At 71.0% G+C, this 25,512-nt stretch carries 24 protein-coding genes and 4 tRNA genes; 21 read left to right on the top strand and 7 right to left on the bottom strand.

Features of this window, described 5'->3' with window-relative positions; translation table 11 throughout:
* Positions 1-85: 85 nt before the first annotated feature.
* From LG632_RS04655 to LG632_RS04645, 3 genes are all read right to left on the bottom strand, one after another.
* Positions 86-1,330, bottom strand: coding sequence for an APC family permease (locus LG632_RS04655; protein WP_226725430.1), 1,245 nt, complete (start codon positions 1,328-1,330; stop codon positions 86-88).
* Positions 1,331-1,340: 10 nt separating this feature from the next.
* The gene (locus LG632_RS04650; protein ID WP_226725427.1) at positions 1,341-2,786 is read right to left on the bottom strand and encodes a SulP family inorganic anion transporter; all 1,446 of its coding nucleotides are present in this window, start codon (positions 2,784-2,786) and stop codon (positions 1,341-1,343) included.
* A 136-nt stretch (positions 2,787-2,922) separates the two neighbouring features.
* Complete coding sequence (locus tag LG632_RS04645) at positions 2,923-3,411, bottom strand: YajQ family cyclic di-GMP-binding protein (protein WP_226725425.1); 489 nt, start codon at positions 3,409-3,411, stop codon at positions 2,923-2,925.
* Between the two features lie 167 nt (positions 3,412-3,578).
* Between LG632_RS04645 and LG632_RS04640 the strand changes: the two genes are divergently transcribed.
* A tRNA-Tyr gene (locus LG632_RS04640) sits at positions 3,579-3,660 on the top strand.
* Positions 3,661-3,807: 147 nt separating this feature from the next.
* Positions 3,808-4,242, top strand: a complete 435-nt coding sequence (locus LG632_RS04635) for a DUF3574 domain-containing protein (RefSeq protein ID WP_226725423.1) — start codon at positions 3,808-3,810, stop codon at positions 4,240-4,242.
* 30 nt (positions 4,243-4,272) lie between these two features.
* Here the strand turns inward: LG632_RS04635 and LG632_RS04630 are convergent, their stop codons facing one another.
* Both LG632_RS04630 and LG632_RS04625 read right to left on the bottom strand, forming a co-directional pair.
* Positions 4,273-4,929 carry an SDR family oxidoreductase gene (locus LG632_RS04630; protein ID WP_226725421.1) on the bottom strand — a complete coding sequence of 219 codons (657 nt, stop codon included), beginning with the start codon at positions 4,927-4,929 and terminating at the stop codon, positions 4,273-4,275.
* Positions 4,930-4,972: 43 nt separating this feature from the next.
* Positions 4,973-6,226 carry an amidohydrolase family protein gene (locus LG632_RS04625; RefSeq protein ID WP_226725418.1) on the bottom strand — a complete coding sequence of 418 codons (1,254 nt, stop codon included), beginning with the start codon at positions 6,224-6,226 and terminating at the stop codon, positions 4,973-4,975.
* A 1,129-nt stretch (positions 6,227-7,355) separates the two neighbouring features.
* Here LG632_RS04625 and LG632_RS04620 point away from each other — a divergent pair.
* The 10 genes from LG632_RS04620 (at position 7,356) to LG632_RS04575 (ending at position 13,354) form a co-directional block, all read left to right on the top strand.
* Positions 7,356-7,428: transfer RNA gene (locus LG632_RS04620), tRNA-Thr, on the top strand.
* 46 nt (positions 7,429-7,474) lie between these two features.
* Positions 7,475-7,547: transfer RNA gene (locus LG632_RS04615), tRNA-Met, on the top strand.
* Between the two features lie 88 nt (positions 7,548-7,635).
* Positions 7,636-7,800 carry a 50S ribosomal protein L33 gene (gene rpmG, locus LG632_RS04610; RefSeq protein ID WP_003956487.1) on the top strand — a complete coding sequence of 55 codons (165 nt, stop codon included), beginning with the start codon at positions 7,636-7,638 and terminating at the stop codon, positions 7,798-7,800.
* A gap of 102 nt (positions 7,801-7,902) precedes the next feature.
* A complete protein-coding gene (locus LG632_RS04605) occupies positions 7,903-8,355 on the top strand; it encodes a MaoC family dehydratase N-terminal domain-containing protein (RefSeq protein WP_226725416.1) in 453 nt (150 codons plus the stop codon).
* A gap of 3 nt (positions 8,356-8,358) precedes the next feature.
* Positions 8,359-8,787 carry a MaoC family dehydratase gene (locus LG632_RS04600; RefSeq protein ID WP_226725415.1) on the top strand — a complete coding sequence of 143 codons (429 nt, stop codon included), beginning with the start codon at positions 8,359-8,361 and terminating at the stop codon, positions 8,785-8,787.
* A 101-nt stretch (positions 8,788-8,888) separates the two neighbouring features.
* Entirely contained in the window at positions 8,889-9,578 is a 690-nt protein-coding gene (locus LG632_RS04595; RefSeq protein WP_374203397.1) for a TetR/AcrR family transcriptional regulator, read from the top strand.
* Positions 9,579-9,844: 266 nt separating this feature from the next.
* Complete coding sequence (locus LG632_RS04590) at positions 9,845-11,290, top strand: DHA2 family efflux MFS transporter permease subunit (protein WP_226725449.1); 1,446 nt, start codon at positions 9,845-9,847, stop codon at positions 11,288-11,290.
* Positions 11,291-11,337: 47 nt separating this feature from the next.
* Positions 11,338-11,766 (top strand): DUF3291 domain-containing protein, encoded by a 429-nt coding sequence (locus tag LG632_RS04585; protein ID WP_226725413.1) that lies wholly within the window; start codon positions 11,338-11,340, stop codon positions 11,764-11,766.
* A gap of 115 nt (positions 11,767-11,881) precedes the next feature.
* On the top strand, positions 11,882-12,937 hold the full coding sequence (locus LG632_RS04580; protein ID WP_226725411.1) for a UDP-N-acetylmuramate dehydrogenase: 1,056 nt from the start codon (positions 11,882-11,884) through the stop codon (positions 12,935-12,937).
* Positions 12,938-12,982: 45 nt separating this feature from the next.
* On the top strand, positions 12,983-13,354 hold the full coding sequence (locus LG632_RS04575) for a hypothetical protein (RefSeq protein ID WP_226725409.1): 372 nt from the start codon (positions 12,983-12,985) through the stop codon (positions 13,352-13,354).
* A gap of 193 nt (positions 13,355-13,547) precedes the next feature.
* Here LG632_RS04575 and LG632_RS04570 read toward each other — a convergent pair whose 3' ends face one another.
* Complete coding sequence (locus LG632_RS04570; RefSeq protein WP_226725407.1) at positions 13,548-14,567, bottom strand: adenosine deaminase; 1,020 nt, start codon at positions 14,565-14,567, stop codon at positions 13,548-13,550.
* Positions 14,568-14,750: 183 nt separating this feature from the next.
* Positions 14,751-15,977, bottom strand: a complete 1,227-nt coding sequence (locus LG632_RS04565; protein WP_226725405.1) for a pyridoxal phosphate-dependent aminotransferase — start codon at positions 15,975-15,977, stop codon at positions 14,751-14,753.
* A gap of 203 nt (positions 15,978-16,180) precedes the next feature.
* On the opposite strand from LG632_RS04565, the gene LG632_RS04560 reads away from it, so the two are divergent.
* From LG632_RS04560 to rpoB, 9 genes are all read left to right on the top strand, one after another.
* Positions 16,181-16,253 (top strand) — tRNA-Trp (locus LG632_RS04560).
* Positions 16,254-16,358: 105 nt separating this feature from the next.
* Complete coding sequence (secE, locus tag LG632_RS04555) at positions 16,359-16,640, top strand: preprotein translocase subunit SecE (RefSeq protein ID WP_226725403.1); 282 nt, start codon at positions 16,359-16,361, stop codon at positions 16,638-16,640.
* An 83-nt stretch (positions 16,641-16,723) separates the two neighbouring features.
* Positions 16,724-17,635 carry a transcription termination/antitermination protein NusG gene (gene nusG, locus LG632_RS04550; protein ID WP_226725401.1) on the top strand — a complete coding sequence of 304 codons (912 nt, stop codon included), beginning with the start codon at positions 16,724-16,726 and terminating at the stop codon, positions 17,633-17,635.
* Between the two features lie 167 nt (positions 17,636-17,802).
* Positions 17,803-18,237, top strand: a complete 435-nt coding sequence (gene rplK, locus LG632_RS04545; RefSeq protein ID WP_031076594.1) for a 50S ribosomal protein L11 — start codon at positions 17,803-17,805, stop codon at positions 18,235-18,237.
* Positions 18,238-18,325: 88 nt separating this feature from the next.
* Complete coding sequence (rplA, locus tag LG632_RS04540) at positions 18,326-19,054, top strand: 50S ribosomal protein L1 (protein WP_226725399.1); 729 nt, start codon at positions 18,326-18,328, stop codon at positions 19,052-19,054.
* Positions 19,055-19,292: 238 nt separating this feature from the next.
* A complete protein-coding gene (locus LG632_RS04535; protein ID WP_226725397.1) occupies positions 19,293-20,159 on the top strand; it encodes an SCO4651 family lipoprotein in 867 nt (288 codons plus the stop codon).
* A 264-nt stretch (positions 20,160-20,423) separates the two neighbouring features.
* Positions 20,424-20,954 carry a 50S ribosomal protein L10 gene (gene rplJ / locus LG632_RS04530; protein ID WP_226725395.1) on the top strand — a complete coding sequence of 177 codons (531 nt, stop codon included), beginning with the start codon at positions 20,424-20,426 and terminating at the stop codon, positions 20,952-20,954.
* A 111-nt stretch (positions 20,955-21,065) separates the two neighbouring features.
* Complete coding sequence (gene rplL / locus LG632_RS04525) at positions 21,066-21,452, top strand: 50S ribosomal protein L7/L12 (RefSeq protein WP_226725394.1); 387 nt, start codon at positions 21,066-21,068, stop codon at positions 21,450-21,452.
* 573 nt (positions 21,453-22,025) lie between these two features.
* Positions 22,026-25,508: a DNA-directed RNA polymerase subunit beta gene (gene rpoB / locus LG632_RS04520; protein WP_226725392.1), complete on the top strand. Its 3,483-nt coding sequence runs from the start codon at positions 22,026-22,028 to the stop codon at positions 25,506-25,508.
* Positions 25,509-25,512: the final 4 nt, after the last annotated feature.

The raw sequence follows: 25,512 nt of genomic DNA, 5'->3' as shown, positions 1-25,512 counted from the left end.
AGCAAGTCCTTGAACGCGTACGCCGGTGCGCGCGGGCCGGGCGGACCCGAGGGTCCGTGCGGGCGCGAGGACCGGGCGCCCGGGCTCAGGCTGCGTCGCGCCGCCCGATCCACCCCCGGGCGCCGTAGACCAGCGCGCCCAACGCGAGGACGGCCGCCCCGGCGACAGCACTCGCGGCGGGCAGCGTGCACGCCAGCAGCACACAGCCGGACAGCCCGACGGCTGCCACGGCCCGGCCCTTGACACCTGAATCGAGCGTCCACGCGGAGGCGTTCGCGATCGCGTAGTAGGCCAGCACCCCGAACGAGGAGAAACCGATCGCGCCCCGCAGGTCGACGGTGGCGGCCAGCACCGCCACCACCGCTCCCACGGCCAGTTCCGCGTGATGCGGCACCTGGTGGCGGGGATGTACGGCGGCCAGCACGCGCGGGAGATGGCCGTCCCGGGCCATGGCCAGCGTCGTCCGCGAAACCCCGAGCACCAGCGACAGCAACGCGCCCAGCGCGGCCAGCGCCGCACCCACCCGGACCACGGGGGCCAGTCCGGGCCGACCCGCCTCCCGTACCGCGTCGGCCAAGGGCGCCGTCGACGCGGCCAGCCCCTCCGCACCCAGCACCGACAGCGCCGCCACCGCCACGGCGGCGTAGACCAGCAGGGCGATCCCCAGGGCCACCGGCACCGCCCGCGGGATCGTGCGCTGCGGATCGCGCACCTCCTCGCCCAGGGTGGTGATCCGCGCGTACCCGGCGAAGGCGAAGAACAGCAGCCCGGCCGCCTGCAGCAGCCCGGCGACACCCCCGGACGCCCCGTCCGACAGCCGCCCGGCGTCGGCCGTTCCCGAGCCCAGGCACGCCGCCACGACCCCGGCCAGCACTGCCAGCACCACCGCCACGATCACCCGGGCGATCCGGGCGGACTTCTGCACACCCCCGTAGTTCGCCGCGGTGAGCGCCACCACCGCCGCGACCGCCACCGCGTGCTCCCGGCCCGGCCAGACGTACGCCCCGACCGTCAGCGCCATCGCCGCGCAGGACGCGGTCTTGCCGATCACGAAGCCCCAGCCGGCCAGATATCCCCAGAAGGGCCCGAGCCGCTCGCGCCCGTAGACGTACGTGCCCCCGGACGCCGGGTACCGGGCGGCCAGCCGCGCCGAGGAGTGCGCGTTCGCGTAGGCGACCACCGCCGCCAGGGCCAGCGCCCACAGCAGCGCACTGCCCGCCGCCCGGGCCGCAGGGGCGAGAGCGGCGAAGATCCCGGCGCCGATCATGGCGCCCAGCCCGACGACGACGGCGTCGGAGACGCCCAGGGTGCGTCTCAAGTCGCGTTCCACGCGGCGGAGACTAGCCCGGCTCGGGTGCGCTCTCCCGGCCGGGGGTCCCCGCGCGCCGCTCCCGCTGGCGGGCCCAGCCGTCCAACGCGGTCAGGCAGGCGTGGTCGAGGTGGCGAAGTCCGCTCAGGTCGAGGCGGACGGGCCGGTCGCCCGGCTGGGACTCCAGGGCGTCCAGCAGCTTGGGCAGCCGCAGGAAGCTGGCGTTGCCCACCACCCGCAGGCACAGGACCCCGTCCTCCCAGACCTGCTCCACATGCACGTGGGAGGTCTCCCAGGCGGCCTTGGCGACGGCCAGCGCCAGCCCGATCAGCACCCCCTCGAAAAGGTTCGTGGTCACGATCGCCCCGGCCGTCGCCACCAGCACCACCGCCTCGCCCCGGTGCGTGCGCCACAACGTGACCACCGCCCGGGTCGGCAACAGCTTCCAGCCGGCGTGCAGCAGCACCCCGGCCAGGGCCGCCAGGGGCACGGCCGACAGCGCCTGAGGCAGAGCCACGGCGAACAGCAGCAGCCAGGCGCCGTGCAGCACCCGCGAAGCCCTCGTCCGGGCTCCGGCCTGCACGTTGGTGGCGCTGCGCACGATCACGGCCGTCATGGGCAGCGCCCCGAGCACCCCGCACACGGTGTTGCCGACGCCCTGGGCGACGAGTTCGCGGTCGTAGTCGGTCCGCGGCCCGTCGTGCATCCGGTCCACGGCGGCGGCGCTGAACAGTGTTTCGGCCGAGGCGATGAGAGCCAGGGCGACCACGGTGCCGACGGCCGCGGGGGAGGCCAGTGCGCCGAGGTCCGTGACGCCGAGCGGCTCGACGGCGGAGAGGACGCCGGCCACCTGCACCCGCTGGGCGGGCAGCGACAGCAAGTTCGCGGCGGCGGTCGCGGCCGCCACCCCGACCAGGGCCCCGGGCACCACGCGGATCCGGTCCGGCATCCGCTGCCAGCCGGCCATGATCAGCACGGTCCCGGCCCCCAGCGCCACGGCCGCCCACTCGGCGCGGCCCGTCAGGTCCACGAGCCCGCCGAGCTTCCCGGGCATGTCTCCGGGGGCGGGGACGTCCCCGAGCGCGTAGACCTGCCCGGCGATCAGCACGAGCCCGATCCCGGCCAGCATCCCCTGCACCACCGCGACCGAGATCGCCCGGAACCAGCGCCCGAGCCGCAGCACCCCCATGCCCAGCTGCAGCACCCCGGCGCCCAGCACCAGCACCCCGAGAGCGGCCGGGCCGTGCGTGTGGACGGCCTCGTACACGAGCACGGTCAGCCCGGCGGCGGGCCCGCTGACCTGCAACGAGCTGCCCCGGAAGCAGCCGACCAGCAGCCCGCCCACGACGCCGGTGACGATCCCCAGCTCCGCCGGCACGCCGGAGGCGACGGCCACCCCCACGCAGAGCGGAAGTGCGACCAGCGCGACGACGACGGACGCTCCGAGGTCGTCGCGGAATGTGCCGGCCCCGAGCATGCGAGAACCCCCTGCCACGTGTGATGGACGTCACCCAGCGTGGTGGGCGCATTCGGCCCGTGCCAAGTGACCACAGGGGGTCTGCGGAGGGGCGCGCGCTGCACGCGCGCCGCATGCGACCGGCGAGCGCCGATCTTTACCGGTAGTTCACGAACTGGATCGCGAAGTCCAGGTCCTTGCCCTTGAGCAGCTGCTGGACGGCCTGGAGGTCGTCACGGCTCTTCGAGCTGACCCGCAGCTCGTCGCCCTGGACCTGGGCCTTGACGCCCTTGGGGCCCTCGTCGCGGATGATCTTGGCGACCTTCTTGGCGTTCTCCTGGGAGATGCCCTCCTGGATCGTCGCGAAGATCTTGTACTCCTTGCCGGAGAGCTGCGGCTCACCCGCGTCGAGCGCCTTGAGCGAGATCTGGCGCTTGACCAGCTTGGTCTCGAAGACGTCGAGGACGGCCTTGACCCGCTCCTCCGAGTTCGCCTCCATCAGGATCTTGTCGCCGGACCAGGAGATGGAGGCGCCGGTGCCCTTGAAGTCGTAGCGCTGCGAGAGCTCCTTGGCGGCCTGGTTGAGGGCGTTGTCGACCTCCTGCCGCTCGACCTTCGAGACGATGTCGAAACTGGAGTCGGCCATGTGCTGTGGCTCCTTGATGTCGGCTGCGATTGCTCTGGGCAAAGCCTAGCCACCGCACCCGGCGGAAGCGCTGATCAATCCGGTGGCGAAGCACCCCCGCGCATCAGGTATTGTTTACGTCGTTGCCAGAGAGCACCGCGGAAAGCGGATCCGAGGCGACATCCCATGGCGGTGTGCCCGAGTGGCCAATGGGAGCGGACTGTAAATCCGTCGGCTTAGCCTACCCAGGTTCGAATCCTGGCGCCGCCACACGAAGAGAGCCCCCTGATCGCGGAAGCGCGGTCAGGGGGCTTCTTCGATCTTCAGCCTCGTCCCGGCATCCTGAGGTGCGGGGCCAGAGGTGCAAAAGGGGAGCAGCGGGGCGTATCCGGCCGCTCTGGGCGTCGTTGACCTGGCGTGAAGTGGACTGCGAAGGCGCGGGGGAAGGTCGGCGGCGGGGTACTGCTCGCCCTGCTCGGAGCCGGGATCCCGGCTCTGGTGGGGGCGCTGCAGGGGCCGGTCGGCGAGTCGTACCACGAGACCCGGTTGTACTTCGGGACCCAGCGGGCCGGCGGGGGCGAGGTGCGCGAGCAGGAGTTCGCGGCGTTCCTCGACCGCGTCGTCACCCCCGCCTTCCCGGAAGGACTGACCCTCCACGAAGGCCGCGGGCAGTGGCGCGAGCGGGACGGGGACCTCGTCCGGGAGCGGTCGTACGAACTCGTGCTGCTCTACCCCGAGAGCGAGGCCGAGGAGCGCAACGCGCGGGTCGAGCGGATCCGGCGCGAGTACCGGCGCACGTACGACCAGGATTCGGTCGGGCGGTCCGACGACCAGGTCAAGGTCGACTTCTGACCGGGGGCGGCAGGTCCGTTCGCGCGGCGGTCAGTTGCCCGCCACGTCCTTGACCGCCACCGGGAACGGGGTGGAGCCGGAGACGAGTTCCAGCGTCAGACCCGCCGTCGCGGGCGTCTCCAGCAACTCGGCCACCACCGCCGCCACGTCGTCGCGCGGGATCGTCCCACGGCCGGTGCGGGCCTCCAGCCGGACCAGGCCGGTTCCCGGTTCGTCGGTCAACCCGCCCGGGCGCAGGATCGTCCACTCCAGGCCGAGCCGGGTGCGGACGTACTCGTCGGCCTGGCCCTTGGCCCGGAGGTAGGCGTCGAACACCTCGTCACCCGGACGGCGGGGGTCCGCGCCCATCGAGGAGACCATCACGAAGCGGTGGACGCGGGCGCGTTCGGCCGCATCGGCGAACAGCACCGCCGCGCCCCGGTCCACGGTGTCCTTGCGGGCCGCCCCGCTGCCCGGTCCCGCCCCGGCGGCGAACACCGCGGCCTGCGCGCCCTGGAGGACCGCGGCGACCTGCTCGACCGAGGCCGACTCCAGGTCGCACCACACCGGTTCGGCGCCGGCCTCCCGCAGGTCGTTGCCCTGCGCCGGGTCCCGGATGATGCCCGCGACCTCGTACCCGCGCGCGCTGAGCAGCCGCTCCAGCCGCAGCGCGATCCGACCGTGTCCCCCTGCGATGACGATGCGCATGCAACGACCGTACGACGGCGGGCGCGCGGCCGCCCGCAGCCGCTCAGGGACCTGGCTCCATACGGCCCTGCCGGGGCAGGTCCAGGGCCACCGCGACCGCCGAGTCGCAGTACTCGCGCACCGCGCTGGTTCGGGCCACCACCCGGCCCCGGTGGATGACGATCCGGCTGTACGCGAGGGAGAGCACGCCGGCGATCCGGTCGCCGCGCACGGCGAGGAGCTCGGCGGGGAACCCGGCCTCCACCCGCACCTCCGGCAGGCCCATCGCCTCCCGGGCGGCGGCGCTGACCGCCTCGTACGCCTCGGCCGGCCGCAGACCCCCCTGCGAGGCGAGGAGGTAGGCGGCCTCCAGGGGGTCGCCCCGCCCGACGGGGTTGCCGGCGTCGCGCAGTGCGCCGCTGCCCGCGGCGACGCGGACCCCGGCCGTGCGCAGCAGCCGGATCGGGGCCGGGAGGGGGCCGCGCCGCTCCAGGGCGGCGCAGTCGCCCTGCGGGAGACAGGTCACGCGGACGCCGGCGGCGGCCAGTTGGTCGGCCGCCCGGCCGGCCACGTCGGCGGGGAGGCGGGTGAGCCCGCCGCAGGGTCCGACGGACACGCCGGGGCGCAGCTCGCCGGCCATCGCCGCGAGGCGGGTCAGGCGGGCCGGGTCGTCGCCGTCGGTGTGGAGGTCGACGGGACAGCCGTGCTCGGCGGCGAGTTCGAGCACGGCCTCCAGGAAACCGGTGGGGTCGGGATCCAGGTCCGGGCAGCCGCCGACCACCGCCGCGCCCATCTTGAGGGCGTCGCGGAGCATCGCGAGGCCGTCGGCGCCGGCGACGCCGGTGAGGAGGCGGGGAACGGCGACGGCGGTGAGGTCGGCGAGTCCGCGCAGCGATCGGCGGGCCTGGAGGACGGCCTCCAGGGGGCCCAGGCCGTGCACGTCACCGATCCGGACGTGCGAGCGGACTGCCGTGGCGCCGTGGCCGAGTTGGAGCAGGGCCGCCTCGGTGGCGCGGCGTTGCACCTCGTCGACGGTGTACGGGACCGGGCCCTCGGTGTCGGCGGTGAGGGCCGTGTCGCCGTGGGCGTGGGGTTCGGCGGGGGCGGGCAGCAGCAGGTAGCCGGTGAGGTCGATCCGGGAGGGAGCCGGGGCGGGCAGGCTGCCGGCGGTGCCGACGGCCTGGATGCGGCCGCCGCTGAGCCGGACGTCGACCGTCCGCCCGTCCGTGAGGCGGGCGCCGGCGAGGAGCAGCGTGGTGGGGTCGGCGGCCGAACCGTGGTGGGCGGCGCCGTGTCCGGGGGCGTGGCTGTCGGGCATCGCGCTCCTGCGGTGGGCTCGGGCGTTCCCCGGGCCCTGGCCGCAGCCACGGCCCAAGATCGCGCAGCGTGCTCAGAGCCTAGGGGGCGGGTGCCGCAGCGTCGTGGAAGAGCCGAATAGTCGTACCGCCGTGGCCCCGACCATCCCTCGACTGGCCTCGGCCCCGGCATGCGGAGCGCCCCGGCCTCAGCGGGGTCCGGCACCCGGCGAGACCCGTCCAGCGAGTCCGGGCCAGCGAGTCCGGGCCAGCGAGTCGGGGCCAGCGAGGCTGGCGGCCGCCCGCAGCAGGTCCGGTAACCGGCGAGTCCGGGCCAGCGAGCCTGGCGGCCGCTCGCCTGGCCCAGCACCAGGCCACCCGGCCGGTCCGGCGCCCGGCCGCCCCGCCTGGTCTGGTGCCCGGCCGCCCGCCTGGTCCGGTGCCCGGCCGCCCTCTGTGACGTAGCCGTCTGCCCGGTGGAGGCCCGAGCCCGGCCGGGGGGGCATGACCCGAGGCCCGACTCCCTGGCGGCCCAGCACCTGGCCCGCCCGGTCCGGTGCCCGGCGCCGTCTGCGAAGCAGCCACCTGCCCGGTGGGAGTCCGAGCCCGGCCGGGGAGGGGTGCATGACCCGAGGCCCGATTTCCTGGTCCGGCGCCGGGCTGCGACCTGCTTCGCAGCCGCGTGCCCGGGCGTGGCCCCCGCCTGGGGCGTGTCCCGGACTCGGTCCTCGGGTCTGCGCCCGGCCCCCGCCTGCCATGTGGCGACCCGCTGCCCCCGGGGCCCAACCCCTGCTTCCCGCCGCCCCCAGGAGCCCAACCGCCGCCCCCGGCTCACCCGCCGCGTCCGGGCCCAGCCCCCGCCTACCGCAGCCCCCGGGCCCGCCACCGGCCAGTCGGGTGCTGGCCCACCGGAGGCTCGGGCGGGGTGGCGTTGTCCGGCGGAAGGGGGTGGCAAGGCCCGGGTCCGGGCGGCGGTCTGGGCGGTGGACCGGGGGCGCTGGGGGAGGGCCGGGGTGGCTTGTTCGGTGGGGGTGGAGGTGTCGGGCGGGGGGTCGGGTGTGGCCTGCGTCGCAGGCGTCCGGGTCGGTGCGGAGGGGGCGGGGGAAAGGATTTGGGCGAACGGCCGGGGGCCGTGTAATGTCTTCCCTGCTCGCCCCAATAGCTCAGTCGGCAGAGCGTCTCCATGGTAAGGAGAAGGTCTACGGTTCGATTCCGTATTGGGGCTCTGGTGAGAGAGGTTCCCGCCCTCGGGTGGGAACTGATCACATCAAAGCGGCGTAGCTCAGTCGGTAGAGCAAGCGGCTCATAATCGCTGTGTCACCGGTTCAAGTCCGGTCGCCGCTACACACAGTAGCCGATTGTGGGGTCGGTCTCCCGATCGGCTACTCTTTTCTGCGTTCATCCGTCCATCCGTCCGTCAAGGAGCACTCACGTGGCTGCCACCGACGTCCGCCCGAAGATCACGCTGGCCTGCGTGGAGTGCAAGGAGCGGAACTACATCACCAAGAAGAACCGGCGCAACAACCCGGACCGTCTTGAGATGAAGAAGCACTGCCCGCGCTGCAACTCGCACACCGCGCACCGCGAGACCCGCTGACCCCAGCGAGTCTTCGGACAAAGGCACTGTCATGAGGTCGTCCCCTTTTCCGGGGGGCGACCTCGTGTCGTTTTCGCAGTTTCTACCAGGAGGTAGTGAGCCATGGCGCTCGACCAGTCCTTCGTGGGGCGGACGTATCCGCCCACCGATCCGTACGAGGTCGGCCGGGAGAAGATCCGTGAATTCGCGGAGGCCGTGGGCGACGCCAACCCCGCCTACACCGACCCGGACGCCGCCAAGGAGCTCGGCCACCCCGATGTGATCGCCCCGCCCACCTTCGTGTTCGCGATCACGTTCAAGGCCGCCGGCCTGGTCGTCCAGGACCCGCAGCTGGGGCTGAACTACGACCGCGTGGTGCACGGCGACCAGAAGTTCGCGTACACGCGTCCGGTGCGCGCCGGCGACCGCCTCTCCGTGACCTCGACGATCGAGGCCGTCAAGACGATGGCGGGCAACGACATCATCGACATCCGCGGCGAGGTCCACGACGCCACCGGCGAGCACGTGGTGACCGCCTGGACCAAGCTCGTGTCCCGCGCCGCCGAGGAGGGCTGACCCATGACCGCCAGGATCAACTACGCGGACGTCGAGGTCGGCACCGAGCTGCCCGCCCAGTCCTTCCCCGTGACGCGCGCCACGCTCGTCCGCTACGCCGGTGCCTCCGGGGACTTCAACCCGATCCACTGGAACGAGAAGTTCGCCAAGGAGGTCGGGCTCCCGGACGTGATCGCGCATGGCATGTTCACCATGGCCGAGGCGATCCGCGTGGTGACCGACTGGACCGGCGACCCGGGCGCGGTCGTCGAGTACGGCGTGCGCTTCACCAAGCCGGTCGTGGTGCCGAACGACGACGCCGGCGCGGTCATCGAGGTCAGCGGCAAGGTCGCCGCCAAGCTGGACGACAAGCGGGTGCGGGTCGATCTGACGGCCATGAGCGCTGGTCAGAAGGTCCTGGGGATGTCGCGGGCCGTCGTTCAGCTCGGCTGAGACCGCTCGTCCGCCTCGTCCGCTTCCGGGAAGTCAGGCGCCCCGCGGGGCGCCTTCTTCTTCCCTTGCGTAGTTAGTGATTGAGTACTAACCTTCACTGCATGGTGAGGATGAGCGCGGAAGAGCGGCGCGAGAGCGTCATCGTGGCGGCCATGCGCGAGTTCGCGCAGGGCGGCTACTACGGCACGTCGACCGAGGCGATCGCCAAGCGCGTCGGGGTGTCGCAGCCGTACCTGTTCCGGCTCTTCCCTAACAAGCAGGCGATCTTCCTCGCCGCCGCCGCCCGCTGCATCGAGAACACCCGCCGGGTGTTCGCCGAGGCGGCGGACGGGCTGCACGGCGAGGAGGCGCGCAGCGCCATGGGCGGCGCCTACCTGCAGCTGATCACTCACGATCCGCACACCCTCCAGATGCAGCTGCAGATGTACGTCACCGTGGCCGCTGCCGAAGCGGCTGGCGACCGCGAGCTCGGCGAGCTCGTGCGCGCCGGCTGGCTGGAGCTGTGGGACACCGTGCGGATCCCGCTGGGCGGTGACGTCGAGGAGGCCACGGCGTTCATGGCGCAGGGCATGTTGATCAACACGCTCACCGCCATGGGGTTCCCGCCCGACCATCGGATCTGGGCCGGGCTCATGAGGTCCGGTCTCGGCAACTCGGGCGCAGGCGCTGCCGGCGCTACTGCCGGCGTCACCGGCACGGCCGGCGCCGCTGCCGACGCCACCGGCGCTGCCGACGCCACCGGCCCCACCGGTACTGCCGGCGTCGCCGACTGCTCCTCGGTTCGGCCGTAGTCGCCGTAATCCCGCCCGCCAGGAGGTCTTCGGGGCGCGCGTCGCGCCCCGGGAGTGGGCCTTCTTGTGGGCCAGGAAGTTAGTTACCGATCAATAACTTGCGCATGCAGGCACGCACACACACCCACGCAGGGGGAATCGTGGAACCGCAACGCACCGCAGGCGCCGCACGCAACGCAGGCACCGCACGCACCGCAAGCACCGCAAGCACCGCTCTGAAGGGGCCCGCCCTCTGGGCCCTCGTCCTCACCGGCGCCGCCAGCTTCATGGCCGCCCTCGACAACCTCGTCGTCACCACCGCCCTCCCCGCCATCCGCGCGGACCTCGGCGGCAAGCTGGAGGACCTCGAATGGACGGTGAACGCCTACACGCTCACCTTCGCCGTCCTCCTCATGCTCGGCGCCGCCCTCGGTGACCGCTTCGGCTGCCGCCGCCTCTTCGTCGCCGGCCTCGCCGTCTTCACCGGCGCCTCCGCCGCGGTCGCCCTCTCGCCCGACATCGACGCCCTGATCGCCGCCCGCGCCGTGCAGGGCGCCGGCGCGGCCGTGATGATGCCGCTCACCCTCACGCTGCTCACGGCCGCCGTCCCGGCCGCCCGCCGCGGCGCGGCGCTCGGCATCTACGGCGCCGTCACCGGCCTCGCCGTCGCCAGCGGCCCCGTCATCGGCGGCAGCCTGACCGAGCACCTGTCCTGGCAGTGGATCTTCTGGCTGAACGTGCCCATCGGCCTCGTCCTGATCCCGCTCAGCCGGTTCAAGCTCGCCGAGTCCACCGCCCCCGGCGCCCGGCTCGACGTCCCCGGCACGCTCCTGATCAGCGCGGGCCTGTTCGGCGTCGTCTACGGCCTGGTCAACGCCAACGCCCACGGCTGGACCAGCGGACCCGTGCTGACCGGTCTGATCGCGGGCGGAGCGCTCGTCGGCGCGTTCGTGGTCCACGGCTTCCGCGCCAAGAACCCCATGCTCCCCATGCGCCTCTTCCGCCACCGGGGCTTCCTCGGGATCAACATGGCCAGCCTGCTGATGTTCCTCGGCATGTTCGGCTCGATCTTCCTGCTCGCCCAGTTCCTCCAGGGCGTCGCCGGCTACTCGCCCGCCGAGGCCGGACTGCGGATGCTGCCCTGGACCGGCATGCCGATGCTCGTCGCCCCGCTGGCCGGCGCCCTCGCCGACCGCATCGGCGGCCGCCCGGTCGTCGCCGCGGGCCTCGCCCTGCAGGCCGTCGGCCTCGGCTGGTTCGCGGTCGTCCTCGACCCCGGGGTGAGCTACGCCACCCAGCTGCCCGCCCTGATCCTCAGCGGCATCGGCATGGCCCTGTACTTCGCCCCGGCCGCGCACGTCCTCATGTCCACCGTCGCCACGGCCGACCAGGGCAAGGCCTCGGGCGCCAACAACGCCCTGCGCGAGGTCGGCGGGGCCCTCGGCGTCGCGGTCATGGCCTCGGTGTTCGCGGCCCAGGGCGGCTACGAGTCCCCGCAGGCCTTCGCCGACGGCACCGTGCCCGCCCTGTGGATCGGCGCCGGCGCGGTCGCCCTGGCCGCCGTCCTGGCCCTGCTCGCCCCGCGCCGCCGGAGCGCCCCGACCGCGGCCACCACCACGGCCTCCCTCTCGACGCCGGCCACGACCTCGACGTCCGCCTCCACCTCGACCTCCACCCCGACCTCCACCCCGACCTCGGCCACGACCGCGGACCCGGCCCCCGCCACCCTCTGACGCCACCCACCGACCTGACGCCACCGACCCAGGCAGGAGCACACGTCATGCCCGACATCCCCTGGACCACCCCCACCGCCCCCGCGCCCGACGCCGAGGTCTACCTGATGGCGTCCCGCTTCGAGACCCGCACCCTGCTCGACGCCGTCCGGTTCTTCCTCAAGGCACCCGGCATCGTCCGCCAGATCCGCAAGGCCCCCGGCGCCCACGGCGCGGCGCTGCGCGCCCGGGTGTTCGGCCGGACCTTCTACACCCTCTCGGCCTGGCAGGACCGCGACGCGCTCTACCGCTTCGCCCGCAGCGAGCCGCACCGCTCCAGCTCCCGCGCGCTCGCCGCGTCCATGAAGGACTCCACCTTCACCTTCTGGACCGCTCCGGCCGCCGCCCTCCCGATCACCTGGCCCGAGGCCGTACGCCGCCTCGCCGACGCCGACGCCGACGCCGACGCCGAAGCCGAAGCCGAGCGGAACCGCTGACCGGAACCGGAACCGGAACCGCAGACCGTACCGGCCCGGGCCCCGCCCCCCCGTACGACGGCACGGTCCGTGGCCCCGCCGGGATCCCGGGGCCACGGACCGTACTCTTGTGCACGTGCAGGAACTCCACGACGCCCCCCTGGCCCCGCTGACCACCTTCCGCCTCGGCGGCCCCGCGACCCGGCTGGTCACCGCGACCACCGACGCCGAGGTCGTCGCCGCCGTCCGCGCGGCCGACGAGAGCGGGACCCCGCTGCTCGTCATCGGCGGCGGCAGCAACCTGGTCATCGGGGACAAGGGCTTCGACGGCACCGCCCTGCGCATCGCCACCACCGGTTTCGCCCTGGACGGCACGACCCTGGAGCTCGCCGCCGGCGAGAACTGGTCCGACGCCGTGGCGCGCACCGTCGAGGCGGGGCTCGCCGGCATCGAGTGCCTGGCCGGTATCCCCGGCTCGGCCGGCGCGACGCCGATCCAGAACGTCGGCGCGTACGGCCAGGAGGTCTCCGACACGATCACCGAGGTGGTCGCGTACGACCGCACGACCGGTGAAACGGTCACTCTGACCAACGCCGAGTGCGCCTTCCGCTACCGCCACAGCCTCTTCAAGGACCGGCCCGACCGCTACGTCGTGCTCCGCGTCCGCTTCCGGCTGGAGGACGCCGGCGGCCTCTCCGCGCCGATCAAGTACCCCGAGACCGCCCGCGCCCTCGGCGTCGAGGCCGGCGAGCGGGTCCCGGCCGCCACCGCCCGCGAGACCGTGCTGAAGCTGCGCGCCGGCAAGGGCATGGTCCTGGACCCCGCCGACCACGACACCTGGTCGGCCGGCTCCTTCTTCCACAACCCGATCCTGGCCGACGAGGCGTACGCCGCGTTCCTCGCCCGCGTCCAGGACCGCCTCGGCGCCGACGTCCGCCCGCCCGCGTACCCCGCCGGGGAGGGCCGTACGAAGACCAGCGCGGCCTGGCTGATCGACAAGGCCGGCTTCACCAAGGGCTACGGCACCGGCCCGGCCCGCATCTCGACCAAGCACACCCTCGCCCTGACCAACCGCGGCCACGCCACCACCGAGGACCTGCTCGCCCTGGCGCGGGAGGTCGTGGCGGGTGTGCACGAGGCGTTCGGGATCACCCTCGTCAACGAGCCGGTGACGGTCGGCGTCACCCTCTGAATGCTGTGTCCCCGTCACGGGGCCGGCACTGACCCCACCCGTCTTGTGGGACGCACGATCAGCCGGGTCGTCGCGTCCTGGCACGTCTGCGAGGGCGAGCGGTCCGAGGCGCCGCTCGACGTCTGGCTGATCGACACCGTCGGCGACTGCACGCGGATCACCACCGGGTCCGACGGATGCCTGATCGTCGAGTCCACCCCGCCCCACGAGCCGTACGACCTGGGGGAGTGGGGCCGGGTCGAGGTCGGCGAGGACCTCGGGGACCATCCGTTCCTGCGGCACGTCGGCGAGACGGTGGCCTCGGTCGCCGAGTACGCGCTGCCCGAGCAGGGCCGCACGCACCTGGAGATCGGCTTCCCCGAAGGCGGCCTGGTCCGCGCCGACTGCTACGAGGGCGACCTGCGCCTGATGCGCTGAGCGTGCGCCTCCTCGCGCGCCCTCTCGCGCGCCTCCTCGCGCCGGTACGCGCTCCCGCTCGCGCTCCCGCTCGCGCTCCCGCTCGCGCTCCCGCTCGCGCTCCCGTACGCCAGCCTCCGGCGCCCCCCGGCCCGCGGCCGCCCGCCTGCCCGGCCCACGCCCGCCTCCGGCGCCCCCCCCCCCCCCCCCCCCCTCAGCCCTCCAGCCAGTGGTCCACGCCCGCCAGCAGCTTCGCCTTGATCTCCTCCGGGGCCGCCGAGCCGCGCACCGACTGCCGGGCCAGCTCCGCGAGCTCCGCGTCGGTGAAGCCGTGGTGGCGGCGGGCGATCTCGTACTGGGCGGCCAGCCGCGAGCCGAACAGCAGCGGGTCGTCGGCGCCCAGCGCCATCGGCACGCCCGCCTCGAACAGGGTGCGCAGCGGCACGTCCTCGGGGCGCTTGTAGACGCCGAGGGCCACGTTGGAGGCCGGGCAGACCTCGCAGGTGATCTGCCGGTCGGCCAGCCGCTGCAGCAGCCGGGGGTCCTCCGCCGCGCGCACCCCGTGCCCGATCCGGGCGGCGTGCAGGTCGTCGAGGCAGTCGCGGACCGAGGCCGGCCCGGTCAGCTCACCGCCGTGCGGGGCCGCGAGCAGCCCGCCCTCGCGGGCGATGGCGAAGGCCCGGTCGAAGTCACGGGCCATGCCGCGCCGCTCGTCGTTGGACAGGCCGAAGCCGACGATGCCGCGGTCGGCGTAGCGGACGGCGAGCCGGGCCAGGGTCCGGGCGTCCAGCGGGTGCTTCAACCGGTTGGCGGCGACCAGGACGCGGATGCCGAGCCCGGTGTCGCGGGAGGCGGCCTCGACGGCGTCGAGGATGATCTCCACGGCCGGGATCAGCCCACCCAGGCGCGGCGCGTACGAGGTGGGGTCCACCTGGATCTCCAGCCAGCCGCTGCCGTCGCGGACGTCCTCCTCGGCGGCCTCGCGCACCAGGCGCCGGATGTCGTCCGGCTCCCGCAGGCAGCTGCGGGCGGCGTCGTAGAGGCGCTGGAAGCGGAACCAGCCGCGCTCGTCGGTGGCCCGGAGCTTGGGCGGCTCACCGGCGGTGAGGGCGTCCGGGAGCCGGATGCCGTACTTGTCGGCCAGCTCCAGCAGGGTCGAGGGGCGCATCGACCCGGTGAAGTGCAGGTGCAGATGGGCCTTCGGCAGAAGCGTGAGATCGCGTGCGTGCTCCATCCGGTGATCCTGCCCCATCCGTCACCCGTTCGGCAGCCGGATTCCCTGAACGAGAGCTTGCCCGAACGCAGAAACGAAGGGCGGAGGGAGGGGACGAAGGCCCGCCCGAACGCCCCAACGCACGAACGGGCGCCCGGCGACAACCCCGTCGTCGCCGGACGCCCGTTCCGGGCCGGGCCTGGCTCAGGCCTTGGCCTCACCCAGCAGCTTCTGGATCCGGGACACGCCCTCGACGAGGTCCTCGTCGCCGAGCGCGTAGGACAGGCGCAGGTAGCCGGGGGTCCCGAAGGCCTCACCCGGGACGACGGCGACCTCGACCTCGTCCAGGATCAGGGCGGCGAGCTCCACGGAGGTCTGCGGGCGCTTGCCGCGGATCTCCTTGCCCAGGAGCGCCTTGACCGACGGGTACGCGTAGAACGCGCCCTCGGGGGTCGGGCAGACCACGCCGTCGATCTCGTTGAGCATCTTGACGATCGTGCGGCGGCGGCGGTCGAAGGCCTTGCGCATCTCCGCGACGGCGTCCAGGTCGCCCGAGACGGCGGCGATCGCGGCCGCCTGAGCCACGTTGGAGACGTTGGACGTGGCGTGCGACTGCAGGTTCGTCGCGGCCTTGATCACGTCCTGCGGGCCGATGACCCACCCGACGCGCCAGCCGGTCATCGCGTACGTCTTGGCGACGCCGTTGACCACGATGCACTTGTCGCGCAGCGCCGGGACCAGCACGGGCAGCGAGGTGAACTTCGCGTCGCCGTAGACCAGGTGCTCGTAGATCTCGTCGGTCAGCACCCACAGGCCGTGCTCGGCGGCCCACTCGCCGATCGCGCGGGCCTCGTCCTCGGCGTAGACGGCGCCGGTCGGGTTCGAGGGGGAGACGAAGAGGACGACCTTGGTGCGCTCGGTGCGCGCCGCCTCCAGCTGCTCGACCGAGACCCGGTAGCCGGTGGTCTCGTCGGCGACGACCTCCACCGGGACACCGCCGGCGAGCCGGATCGACTCCGGGTAGGTGGTCCAGTACGGCGCCGGGACGATGACCTCGTCACCCGGGTCGAGGATCGCGGCGAACGCCTCGTAGATGGCCTGCTTGCCGCCGTTGGTGACCAGGATCTGCGACGCGTCCACCTCGTAGCCCGAGTCGCGCAGGGTCTTCGCGGCGATGGCCTTCTTCAGCTCCGGCAGACCGCCCGCCGGGGTGTAGCGGTGGTACTTCGGGTCACGGCAGGCCTCGACCGCGGCCTCGACGATGTAGTCCGGGGTCGGGAAGTCGGGCTCGCCCGCGCCGAAGCCGATGACCGGCCGTCCGGCGGCCTTCAGGGCCTTGGCCTTGGCGTCCACGGCGAGGGTGGCGGACTCGGAAATGGCGCCGATACGGGCGGACACCCGGCGCTCGGAGGAAGGCGTTGCAGAGGTCATGCGGCCCATCGTCCCAGACCGGGCAGGGCGGCGGGGCACCGTTCCAGAGACCGGACGACGGGCGTCCGCAAGCCGTCCGGATCATTCCTGTTCGACGTCGGGGCCGGGACCACGTACACTCACCTGTCGTTGGACCTCGCCAGCCGCAGGAAAGCGCGCGCACTCCGTGCACTCGCTCGGATGCGGTAGGTTGGGGGACGCAAAGGGTCGTAGCTCAATTGGTAGAGCACTGGTCTCCAAAACCAGCGGTTGGGGGTTCGAGTCCCTCCGGCCCTGCTCCACACTCCTTCGCCGGATGTGTGCGCAGGTACGTACTTCGATGCACCGCCGTGCGGCTCAACCGGGCGCGGCACGGCCATGACCCGGATTCAGGTGAGAGACGTGACGGACGCCCTGGGCTCCATCGACATGCCTGACGCCGAGGACGAGACCCGCGAGAAGAAGGCCCGCAAGGGTGGCAAGCGCGGGAAGAAGGGCCCTCTCGGGCGCCTTGCGCTGTTCTACCGCCAGATCGTCGCGGAACTCCGCAAGGTCGTCTGGCCCACGCGCAGCCAGCTGACGACGTACACCACTGTGGTGATTGTCTTCGTGCTCATCATGATCGGTCTCGTTACCGTGATTGACTATGGGTTCCAGGAAGCCATCAAGTTCGTCTTCGGCTGATCCCCGCGGAGGGCGGCGCCTTGATGGTGCCGCCCGTTTTCGCATGTTCCACCCATTTTTGTATCCAGGAAGAAGCAGCCACCGTGTCTGACCCGAACCTGAACGGCCCCGACTCCGTCGAGTCCATCGAGGACGAGCTCGACATCGTCGAGGCGGCGGACGCTGTGGACCCTGACGAGATCGAGATCGCCGACGCCGCCGAGGCCGGTACGGCTGCCGAGGACGCCGCCCTGCACGTCGAGGACGAGGGTGCGGAGTCCGACGAGGACGTCGACGCCGACGAGGACGAGGACGCCGACGAGGACGAGGGCGTCGCGGACGCCGCCGTCGAGGCCGAGGCCGAGGCGGAGGAGGCTCCCGAGGAGCCGGCCGCGCCCGCCGACCCGATCGAGGCGCTGCGCGAGGAGCTCCGCGGGCTGCCCGGCGAGTGGTACGTGATCCACACCTACGCCGGTTACGAGAAGCGCGTGAAGGCCAACCTCGAGCAGCGTGCCGTCTCGCTGAACGTCGAGGAGTTCATCTACCAGGCCGAGGTGCCCGAGGAGGAGATCGTCCAGATCAAGAACGGCGAGCGCAAGAACGTCCGGCAGAACAAGCTGCCCGGCTACGTGCTCGTCCGGATGGATCTGACGAACGAGTCCTGGGGCGTCGTCCGCAACACCCCCGGTGTCACCGGCTTCGTCGGCAACGCGTACGACCCGTACCCGCTGACCCTGGACGAGATCGTCAAGATGCTCGCCCCGGAGGCCCAGGAGAAGGCCGCCAAGGCCGCCGCGGAGGAGGCCGGCCTGCCGGCGCCCGCCGTCAAGCGCGAGGTCCAGGTGCTGGACTTCGAGGTCGGCGACTCGGTCACCGTCACCGACGGCCCGTTCGCCACGCTGCAGGCGACCATCAACGAGATCAACGCCGACTCGAAGAAGGTCAAGGGCCTCGTCGAGATCTTCGGCCGCGAGACCCCGGTCGAGCTGAGCTTCGACCAGATCCAGAAGAACTGATCTTCTGGTTCCACAGCTGTCCGAACAGGTCGGACCGCCCCGTTGAGGGCGGTCTGACCTGCTCGGTTTTAAGCCCCGCACCGATACCCGTTATCGTGGTGCGGTATGCCTCCATCCGGATGACCGGGTGGTGGCTGGAAAACTCTCACTAGGACCCGGAGAGAGCAATGCCTCCCAAGAAGAAGAAGGTCACGGGGCTTATCAAGCTCCAGATCCAGGCCGGTGCCGCCAACCCGGCTCCGCCGGTCGGCCCCGCGCTGGGTCAGCACGGCGTCAACATCATGGAGTTCTGCAAGGCCTACAACGCCGCGACCGAGTCGCAGCGTGGCATGGTCGTGCCGGTGGAGATCACGGTCTACGAGGACCGTTCCTTCACCTTCGTGACCAAGACTCCGCCGGCCGCCAAGCTGATCCTCAAGGCTGCGGGTGTGGACAAGGGCTCCGGCGAGCCCCACAAGACCAAGGTCGCCAAGCTGACGCGCGACCAGGTCCGGGAGATCGCCACCACCAAGATGCCCGACCTGAACGCCAACGACCTCGACGCCGCCGAGAAGATCATCGCCGGCACCGCCCGCTCCATGGGCATCACGGTCGAGGGCTGAGTTCAGCCTCCCAGCAGTACCCCGTGGTAGGGCCGGCGCTGGCCCGCACCACAACTCCACACCTGAAGCAAAAAACACAGGAGCAGAAGTGAAGCGCAGCAAGACTCTCCGCGCTGCGGACGCCAAGATCGACCGGGAGAAGCTGTACGCCCCGCTCGAGGCCGTCCGTCTCGCCAAGGAGACCTCCTCGGTCAAGTTCGACGCCACCGTCGAGGTCGCCTTCCGCCTGGGTGTTGACCCGCGCAAGGCCGACCAGATGGTCCGTGGCACCGTGAACCTCCCGCACGGCACCGGTAAGACCGCCCGGGTCCTGGTCTTCGCGACCGGTGACCGTGCTGCGGCCGCGGAAGCCGCCGGCGCCGACATCGTCGGCAACGACGAGCTGATCGACGAGATCGCCAAGGGCAACCGCCTGAACGAGTTCGACGCGGTCGTCGCCACCCCGGACCTCATGGGCAAGGTCGGCCGCCTCGGCCGCGTGCTCGGTCCCCGTGGCCTGATGCCGAACCCGAAGACCGGCACCGTCACCATGGACGTGGCCAAGGCCGTCACGGACATCAAGGGCGGCAAGATCGAGTTCCGCGTCGACAAGCACTCGAACCTGCACTTCATCATCGGCAAGGTCTCCTTCACCGATGAGCAGCTGGTCGAGAACTACGGCGCGGCCCTGGAGGAGATCCTCCGTCTGAAGCCGTCCGCCGCGAAGGGCCGCTACCTGAAGAAGGCCGCCCTGACCACCACCATGGGCCCCGGCATCCAGCTGGACCCGAACCGCACCCGCAACCTCCTCGTCGAGGAGGACCCGGCCGCGGTCTGAGCCCCCTGACGGCTCTTCGAGTGGCTCGAACGGGCCCTTCGCCCCCTTCCCGGGGCGGGGGGCCCGTTCGTTTTCGGGTGCGCTGTGCGAACCCCTGTGCGCATCGTGTCAGTGGGGCGACGTAGAGTCGCGGGTGGGGGGCACCGGGGCGCATGACCGCCGCCGCGGTGGGCAGAGCGCGCACGGCGCACCAGACGCACGCGCGTGCGCACAAGACACAGGACAGTGGGGGGACCCGATGAACGCGACGTACCGTACGAAGACGGCCGGGGCCGTGCTCGCGGCCGTGCTGCTCGCAGGCGGCGCCACGGCGTGCGACGGCGGCAAGGACGGCAAGAGCGGCAAGGCCGCCGACAGCGGCGCCGCGGCGCCCTCGCAGGCCGCCCAGAAGCCGGCGGAGGTGGCGCCGGCCGCGTACCTGGAGAAGACGAAGAAGAAGTCGCAGGAGATCACTTCCGTCCGGTACACCATGTCGGGCACGTCCGCGGGGCAGCCCGTCAACGGCGACGCGTCCCTGCGGCTGAAGCCCACCGTGGCCATGGCCATGAAGATGGCCAGCCCGGAGACGCCCGGCGAGAGCGTCGAGATCCGGCTCCTCGACGGGGCCCTCTACCTCGGCGGCGAGGGCAAGTGGCTGAAGTTCGACATCAAGACCCTGGCGCCCGACCAGGCGAAGCAGCTGGACGCCCTCGGTGGCGGCCAGCAGGGGGAGAACCCGGGGGACAAGGCCGGGGACCTCAGCGCCGCCAAGGACCTGAAGAAGGTCGGTGAGGAGACCGTCGACGGCCAGAGGACCACGCACCTGACCGGCACGGTCACGCTGGACCAGCTCAAGGCCGAGTCGGCCACCGCCACGCCCGAGGCCAAGGAGCGCCACGCCAGGAGCGTGAAGCAGATGGAGGCCCAGGGCATCAAGGAACTGGTCATGGACATCTGGATCGACGACAACGACCAGACCAAGCAGTTCCGCACCCGCGGCCAGGGCACCTCGGGCCCGATGGACGTGACGATCAAGTTCCTGGACGTCAACAAGCCGGTCGACGTCACCGCCCCGCCGGCCGACCAGGTCCTCGACCTCGCCGAGCTGGGCAAGCAGCAGGGCTGAGGGCGCCCCGGAGGGCGATTTGCTCTCCTGGGAAGGGTTCGCGTACAGTTCCACAGAAGCCAAAGACCGCTGGTCGTTGCCGTGCTCGTAAGGGTGCGGTGACCGAAGGATCCGCTGAAAGCGGGCGACCCGCGCAGGTGACTGTGGAAATGTTCCCGGACGTTCGTCCGGTCGAGCCTTGCCCCGTGCGCCTGCGCCGGGGCGCTTTGTTTTGTACAGCCCCTTCTGAGCGGTCCTCATCACCCGGAAGGAGGCTGACGCACCATGCCGACGCCCAACAAGGCTGCATCGGTGGCCGAGCTCACGGACGCGTTCCAGAGCTCCAACGCCGCCGTGCTGACCGAGTACCGGGGTCTCACCGTCGCTCAGCTCAAGACGCTGCGCCGTGCTCTCGGTGAGAACGCCCAGTACGCCGTGGTGAAGAACACGCTGACCAAGATTGCGGCCAACCAGGCTGGCATCACCGCGCTGGACGACCACTTCGCTGGTCCGACCGCGGTCGCCTTCGTCACCGGTGACCCGGTGGAGTCGGCGAAGGCTCTGCGTGACTTCGCCAAGGAGAACCCGAACCTGATCATCAAGGCCGGTGTCCTTGATGGCAAGGCTCTCTCCGCCGACGACATCAAGAAGCTTGCGGACCTCGAGTCCCGCGAGGTTCTGCTCGCCAAGCTGGCCGGCGCGCTCAAGGGCAAGCAGTCTCAGGCTGCCTCGCTCTTCCAGGCGCTGCCGTCGAAGCTCGTCCGCACCGTGGACGCGCTCCGTGCCAAGCAGGCCGAGCAGGGCGGTGCCGAGTAATTCGGCTCGCGCATTGATCCGCGCCGCCTAGTGCGCGGGTCGTAGCGGGCCGATACGCCCGCCTTTCGATACATCTCGGCACCAGCCGAATTAGTGGAAGGATCGCCCATCATGGCGAAGCTGTCTCAGGACGACCTGCTGGCCCAGTTCGAGGAGATGACCCTCATCGAGCTCGCCGAGTTCGTGAAGGCCTTCGAGGAGAAGTTCGACGTCACCGCTGCTGCGGCCGCCCCGGTCGTCGTGGCCGGCGGTGTCGGCGGCGGCGAGGCTGCCCAGGTCGAGGAGAAGGACGAGTTCGACGTCATCCTCACCGGCGCCGGCGACAAGAAGATCCAGGTCATCAAGGTCGTGCGTGAGCTGACCTCCCTGGGTCTGAAGGAGGCCAAGGACCTCGTCGACGGCACCCCGAAGCCGGTCCTGGAGAAGGTCAACAAGGAGGCCGCTGACAAGGCCGCCGAGTCCCTCAAGGCCGCTGGCGCGTCCGTCGAGGTCAAGTAACACCTCTGAGGCCGTCCCACGGCCTCTGCGAAGGGCGACCACCCGATCGGGTGGTCGCCCTTTGGCGTATTCGCAGTGCCTGGCTTGCCCTGCTCTCGTTGGGGAGTATGGTGATCTTCGTTGCCTGCACTCCGGGTCCGGTGATGATCCGCACGGAGCAGGGGGCCTTGACGAACGGCACGCGGCGCGCAATTCTCAGACCCGTCACGAGGTCAGCCAGGTCGATCCGGATCCGAGGCATGGATCGGCTACGAAGAGGGCAGTATCGATACGCGCTCTGTGCACGAGGGCCGCGCAGCGTTGATCGCAGGGTTGGTTTGAACAACAGTGGGGAAGGCCTGTTGCCGGACTCCGGAAACCTGGTCTGGACATCAGTGAGCCAAGTGGCTACACTGACCCTTTGCGCTGCCTGTTAGCTGCCTCCTGCCCGTCGCCAGGGGCATGCCCACGCTAGAGCACACCAGACCGAAGTCTCTGACCTGGCCTTTTGGTCCGATCAGGCGTCGTCTGTCTTCTGTGTCGGCTGGGACCGGTACGCGCGTAGTGAGTCCGAGCCCTCGGAAGGACCCCCTCTTGGCCGCCTCGCGCAACGCCTCGACCAATACGAACAACGGCGCCAGCACCGCCCCGCTGCGCATTTCCTTTGCAAAGATCAAGGAGCCTCTTGAGGTTCCGAACCTCCTGGCGCTGCAGACCGAGAGCTTTGACTGGCTGCTCGGCAACGCCGCCTGGAAGTCTCGGGTCGAGACGGCCCTTGAGAGTGGACAGGACGTTCCCACCAAGTCCGGTCTGGAAGAGATCTTCGAGGAGATCTCCCCGATCGAGGACTTCTCCGGGTCGATGTCGCTCACGTTCCGCGACCACCGCTTCGAGCCGGCGAAGAACTCCGTCGACGAGTGCAAGGAGCGCGACTTCACGTACGCGGCGCCGCTCTTCGTCACGGCCGAGTTCACCAACAACGAGACCGGTGAGATCAAGTCCCAGACGGTCTTCATGGGCGACTTCCCGCTCATGACCAACAAGGGCACCTTCGTCATCAACGGCACCGAGCGTGTCGTGGTGTCGCAGCTCGTCCGTTCTCCCGGTGTCTACTTCGACTCCTCCATCGACAAGACGTCCGACAAGGACATCTTCTCGGCCAAGATCATCCCGTCCCGGGGTGCCTGGCTGGAGATGGAGGTCGACAAGCGCGACATGGTCGGCGTCCGCATCGACCGTAAGCGCAAGCAGTCCGTCACCGTCCTCCTGAAGGCGCTCGGCTGGACCACCGAGCAGATCCTCGAGGAGTTCGGCGAGTACGAGTCCATGCGCGCCACCCTGGAGAAGGACCACACTCAGGGCCAGGACGACGCGCTGCTCGACATCTACCGCAAGCTGCGTCCGGGCGAGCCGCCGACCCGCGAGGCCGCGCAGACGCTGCTGGAGAACCTGTACTTCAACCCGAAGCGCTACGACCTGGCCAAGGTCGGCCGCTACAAGGTCAACAAGAAGCTCGGTGCGGACGAGCCGCTGGACGCCGGCGTGCTCACCACCGACGACATCATCGCGACGATCAAGTACCTGGTGAAGCTGCACGCCGGTGAGACCGAGACGGTCGGCGAGAACGGCAGCACCATCGTGGTCGAGGTCGACGACATCGACCACTTCGGCAACCGCCGCCTGCGCAACGTCGGCGAGCTCATCCAGAACCAGGTCCGTACGGGTCTGGCGCGTATGGAGCGCGTCGTGCGCGAGCGCATGACCACCCAGGACGTCGAGGCGATCACGCCGCAGACCCTGATCAACATCCGGCCGGTCGTCGCCTCCATCAAGGAGTTCTTCGGCACCAGCCAGCTGTCGCAGTTCATGGACCAGAACAACCCGCTGTCGGGTCTCACCCACAAGCGCCGTCTGTCGGCTCTTGGCCCGGGTGGTCTCTCCCGTGAGCGGGCCGGCTTCGAGGTCCGTGACGTGCACCCGTCCCACTACGGCCGCATGTGCCCGATCGAGACCCCCGAAGGCCCGAACATCGGTCTGATCGGCTCGCTCGCCTCGTACGGCCGCGTCAACGCGTTCGGCTTCGTCGAGACCCCGTACCGCAAGGTCGTCGACGGCCAGGTCACCGACGAGGTCGACTACCTGACCGCCGACGAGGAGGACCGCTTCGTCATCGCCCAGGCCAACGCGCGCCTGGACGAGAACCTGCGCTTCGCCGAGGGCCGCGTCCTCGTCCGCCGCCGTGGCGGCGAGGTCGACTACGTCCCCGGGGACGACGTCGACTACATGGACGTCTCGCCGCGCCAGATGGTGTCGGTCGCGACCGCCATGATCCCCTTCCTCGAGCACGACGACGCCAACCGCGCCCTCATGGGCGCGAACATGATGCGCCAGGCCGTTCCGCTCATCAAGGCGGAGGCCCCGCTCGTCGGCACCGGCATGGAGTACCGCTGCGCGGTCGACGCCGGTGACGTCATCAAGGCGGAGAAGGACGGTGTCATCCAGGAGGTCTCGGCCGACTACATCACCGTCGCCAACGACGACGGCACGTACACCACGTACCGCGTCGCCAAGTTCTCCCGCTCGAACCAGGGCACCTCGGTCAACCAGAAGGTCGTCGTCAACGAGGGCGACCGCGTGATCGAGGGCCAGGTGCTGGCCGACGGTCCCGCGACCGAGAACGGCGAGATGGCGCTCGGCAAGAACCTGCTGGTCGCGTTCATGCCGTGGGAGGGCCACAACTACGAGGACGCGATCATCCTGTCGCAGCGCCTCGTCCAGGACGACGTCCTGTCCTCGATCCACATCGAGGAGCACGAGGTCGACGCCCGCGACACCAAGCTGGGCCCCGAGGAGATCACCCGGGACATCCCGAACGTCTCCGAGGAGGTCCTCGCCGACCTCGACGAGCGCGGCATCATCCGGATCGGTGCCGAGGTCGTCGCCGGCGACATCCTGGTCGGCAAGGTCACCCCGAAGGGTGAGACCGAGCTGACGCCGGAGGAGCGCCTGCTCCGCGCGATCTTCGGTGAGAAGGCCCGTGAGGTCCGTGACACCTCGCTGAAGGTGCCGCACGGCGAGACCGGCAAGGTCATCGGCGTGCGCGTCTTCGACCGCGAGGAGGGCGACGAGCTTCCCCCGGGCGTGAACCAGCTGGTCCGCGTCTACGTCGCCCAGAAGCGCAAGATCACCGACGGTGACAAGCTCGCCGGCCGTCACGGCAACAAGGGTGTCATCTCCAAGATCCTCCCGATCGAGGACATGCCGTTCCTGGAGGACGGCACCCCGGTCGACATCATCCTCAACCCGCTCGGTGTCCCGTCCCGAATGAACCCGGGACAGGTCCTGGAGATCCACCTCGGCTGGCTCGCCAGCCGCGGCTGGGACGTCTCCGGCCTCGCGGACGAGTGGGCGCAGCGCCTGCAGACCATCGGCGCCGACCAGGTCGCCCCCGGCACCAACGTCGCCACCCCGGTCTTCGACGGTGCGCGCGAGGACGAGCTGGCCGGTCTGCTGCAGCACACCATCCCGAACCGCGACGGCGAGCGCATGGTGCTCCCGTCCGGCAAGGCGCGCCTGTTCGACGGCCGCTCCGGCGAGCCGTTCCCGGACCCGATCTCGGTCGGGTACATGTACATCCTCAAGCTCCACCACCTGGTCGACGACAAGCTGCACGCGCGTTCGACCGGTCCGTACTCGATGATCACGCAGCAGCCGCTGGGTGGTAAGGCGCAGTTCGGTGGTCAGCGCTTCGGTGAGATGGAGGTGTGGGCGCTGGAGGCTTACGGCGCCGCGTACGCCCTCCAGGAGCTCCTGACCATCAAGTCCGACGACGTCACCGGCCGTGTGAAGGTCTACGAGGCCATCGTCAAGGGCGAGAACATCCCCGAGCCGGGCATTCCTGAGTCCTTCAAGGTGCTCATCAAGGAAATGCAGTCGCTCTGCCTCAACGTGGAGGTGCTGTCCTCGGACGGCATGTCCATCGAGATGCGCGACACCGACGAGGACGTCTTCCGCGCGGCGGAGGAGCTCGGTATCGACCTGTCCCGGCGCGAGCCGAGCAGCGTCGAAGAGGTCTGACGGG

Origin of the sequence: Streptomyces antimicrobicus, from assembly GCF_020532625.1 — a bacterium.
Lineage (GTDB): Bacteria > Actinomycetota > Actinomycetes > Streptomycetales > Streptomycetaceae > Streptomyces > Streptomyces antimicrobicus.
Note: the sequence above shows the minus strand (reverse complement) of the source record. Positions and strands in the feature narration are given on the sequence as shown.

Bases quoted from the DNA above. Each gene is read 5' to 3' on its own strand.
- LG632_RS04595 (WP_374203397.1), top strand. From the start codon at position 8,889: ATGGTGAGGATGAGCGCGGAAGAGCGGCGCGAGAGCGTCATCGTGGCG.
- LG632_RS04570 (WP_226725407.1), bottom strand. From the start codon at position 14,567: ATGGAGCACGCACGCGATCTCACGCTTCTGCCGAAGGCCCATCTGCAC.
- rplJ (WP_226725395.1), top strand. From the start codon at position 20,424: ATGCCGACGCCCAACAAGGCTGCATCGGTGGCCGAGCTCACGGACGCG.
- LG632_RS04600 (WP_226725415.1), top strand. From the start codon at position 8,359: ATGACCGCCAGGATCAACTACGCGGACGTCGAGGTCGGCACCGAGCTG.
- LG632_RS04535 (WP_226725397.1), top strand. From the start codon at position 19,293: ATGAACGCGACGTACCGTACGAAGACGGCCGGGGCCGTGCTCGCGGCC.
- rplL (WP_226725394.1), top strand. From the start codon at position 21,066: ATGGCGAAGCTGTCTCAGGACGACCTGCTGGCCCAGTTCGAGGAGATG.
- LG632_RS04650 (WP_226725427.1), bottom strand. From the start codon at position 2,786: ATGCTCGGGGCCGGCACATTCCGCGACGACCTCGGAGCGTCCGTCGTC.
- LG632_RS04585 (WP_226725413.1), top strand. From the start codon at position 11,338: ATGCCCGACATCCCCTGGACCACCCCCACCGCCCCCGCGCCCGACGCC.
- LG632_RS04605 (WP_226725416.1), top strand. From the start codon at position 7,903: ATGGCGCTCGACCAGTCCTTCGTGGGGCGGACGTATCCGCCCACCGAT.
- LG632_RS04590 (WP_226725449.1), top strand. From the start codon at position 9,845: ATGGCCGCCCTCGACAACCTCGTCGTCACCACCGCCCTCCCCGCCATC.
- LG632_RS04630 (WP_226725421.1), bottom strand. From the start codon at position 4,929: ATGCGCATCGTCATCGCAGGGGGACACGGTCGGATCGCGCTGCGGCTG.
- LG632_RS04625 (WP_226725418.1), bottom strand. From the start codon at position 6,226: ATGCCCGACAGCCACGCCCCCGGACACGGCGCCGCCCACCACGGTTCG.
- LG632_RS04565 (WP_226725405.1), bottom strand. From the start codon at position 15,977: ATGACCTCTGCAACGCCTTCCTCCGAGCGCCGGGTGTCCGCCCGTATC.
- LG632_RS04645 (WP_226725425.1), bottom strand. From the start codon at position 3,411: ATGGCCGACTCCAGTTTCGACATCGTCTCGAAGGTCGAGCGGCAGGAG.
- rplK (WP_031076594.1), top strand. From the start codon at position 17,803: ATGCCTCCCAAGAAGAAGAAGGTCACGGGGCTTATCAAGCTCCAGATC.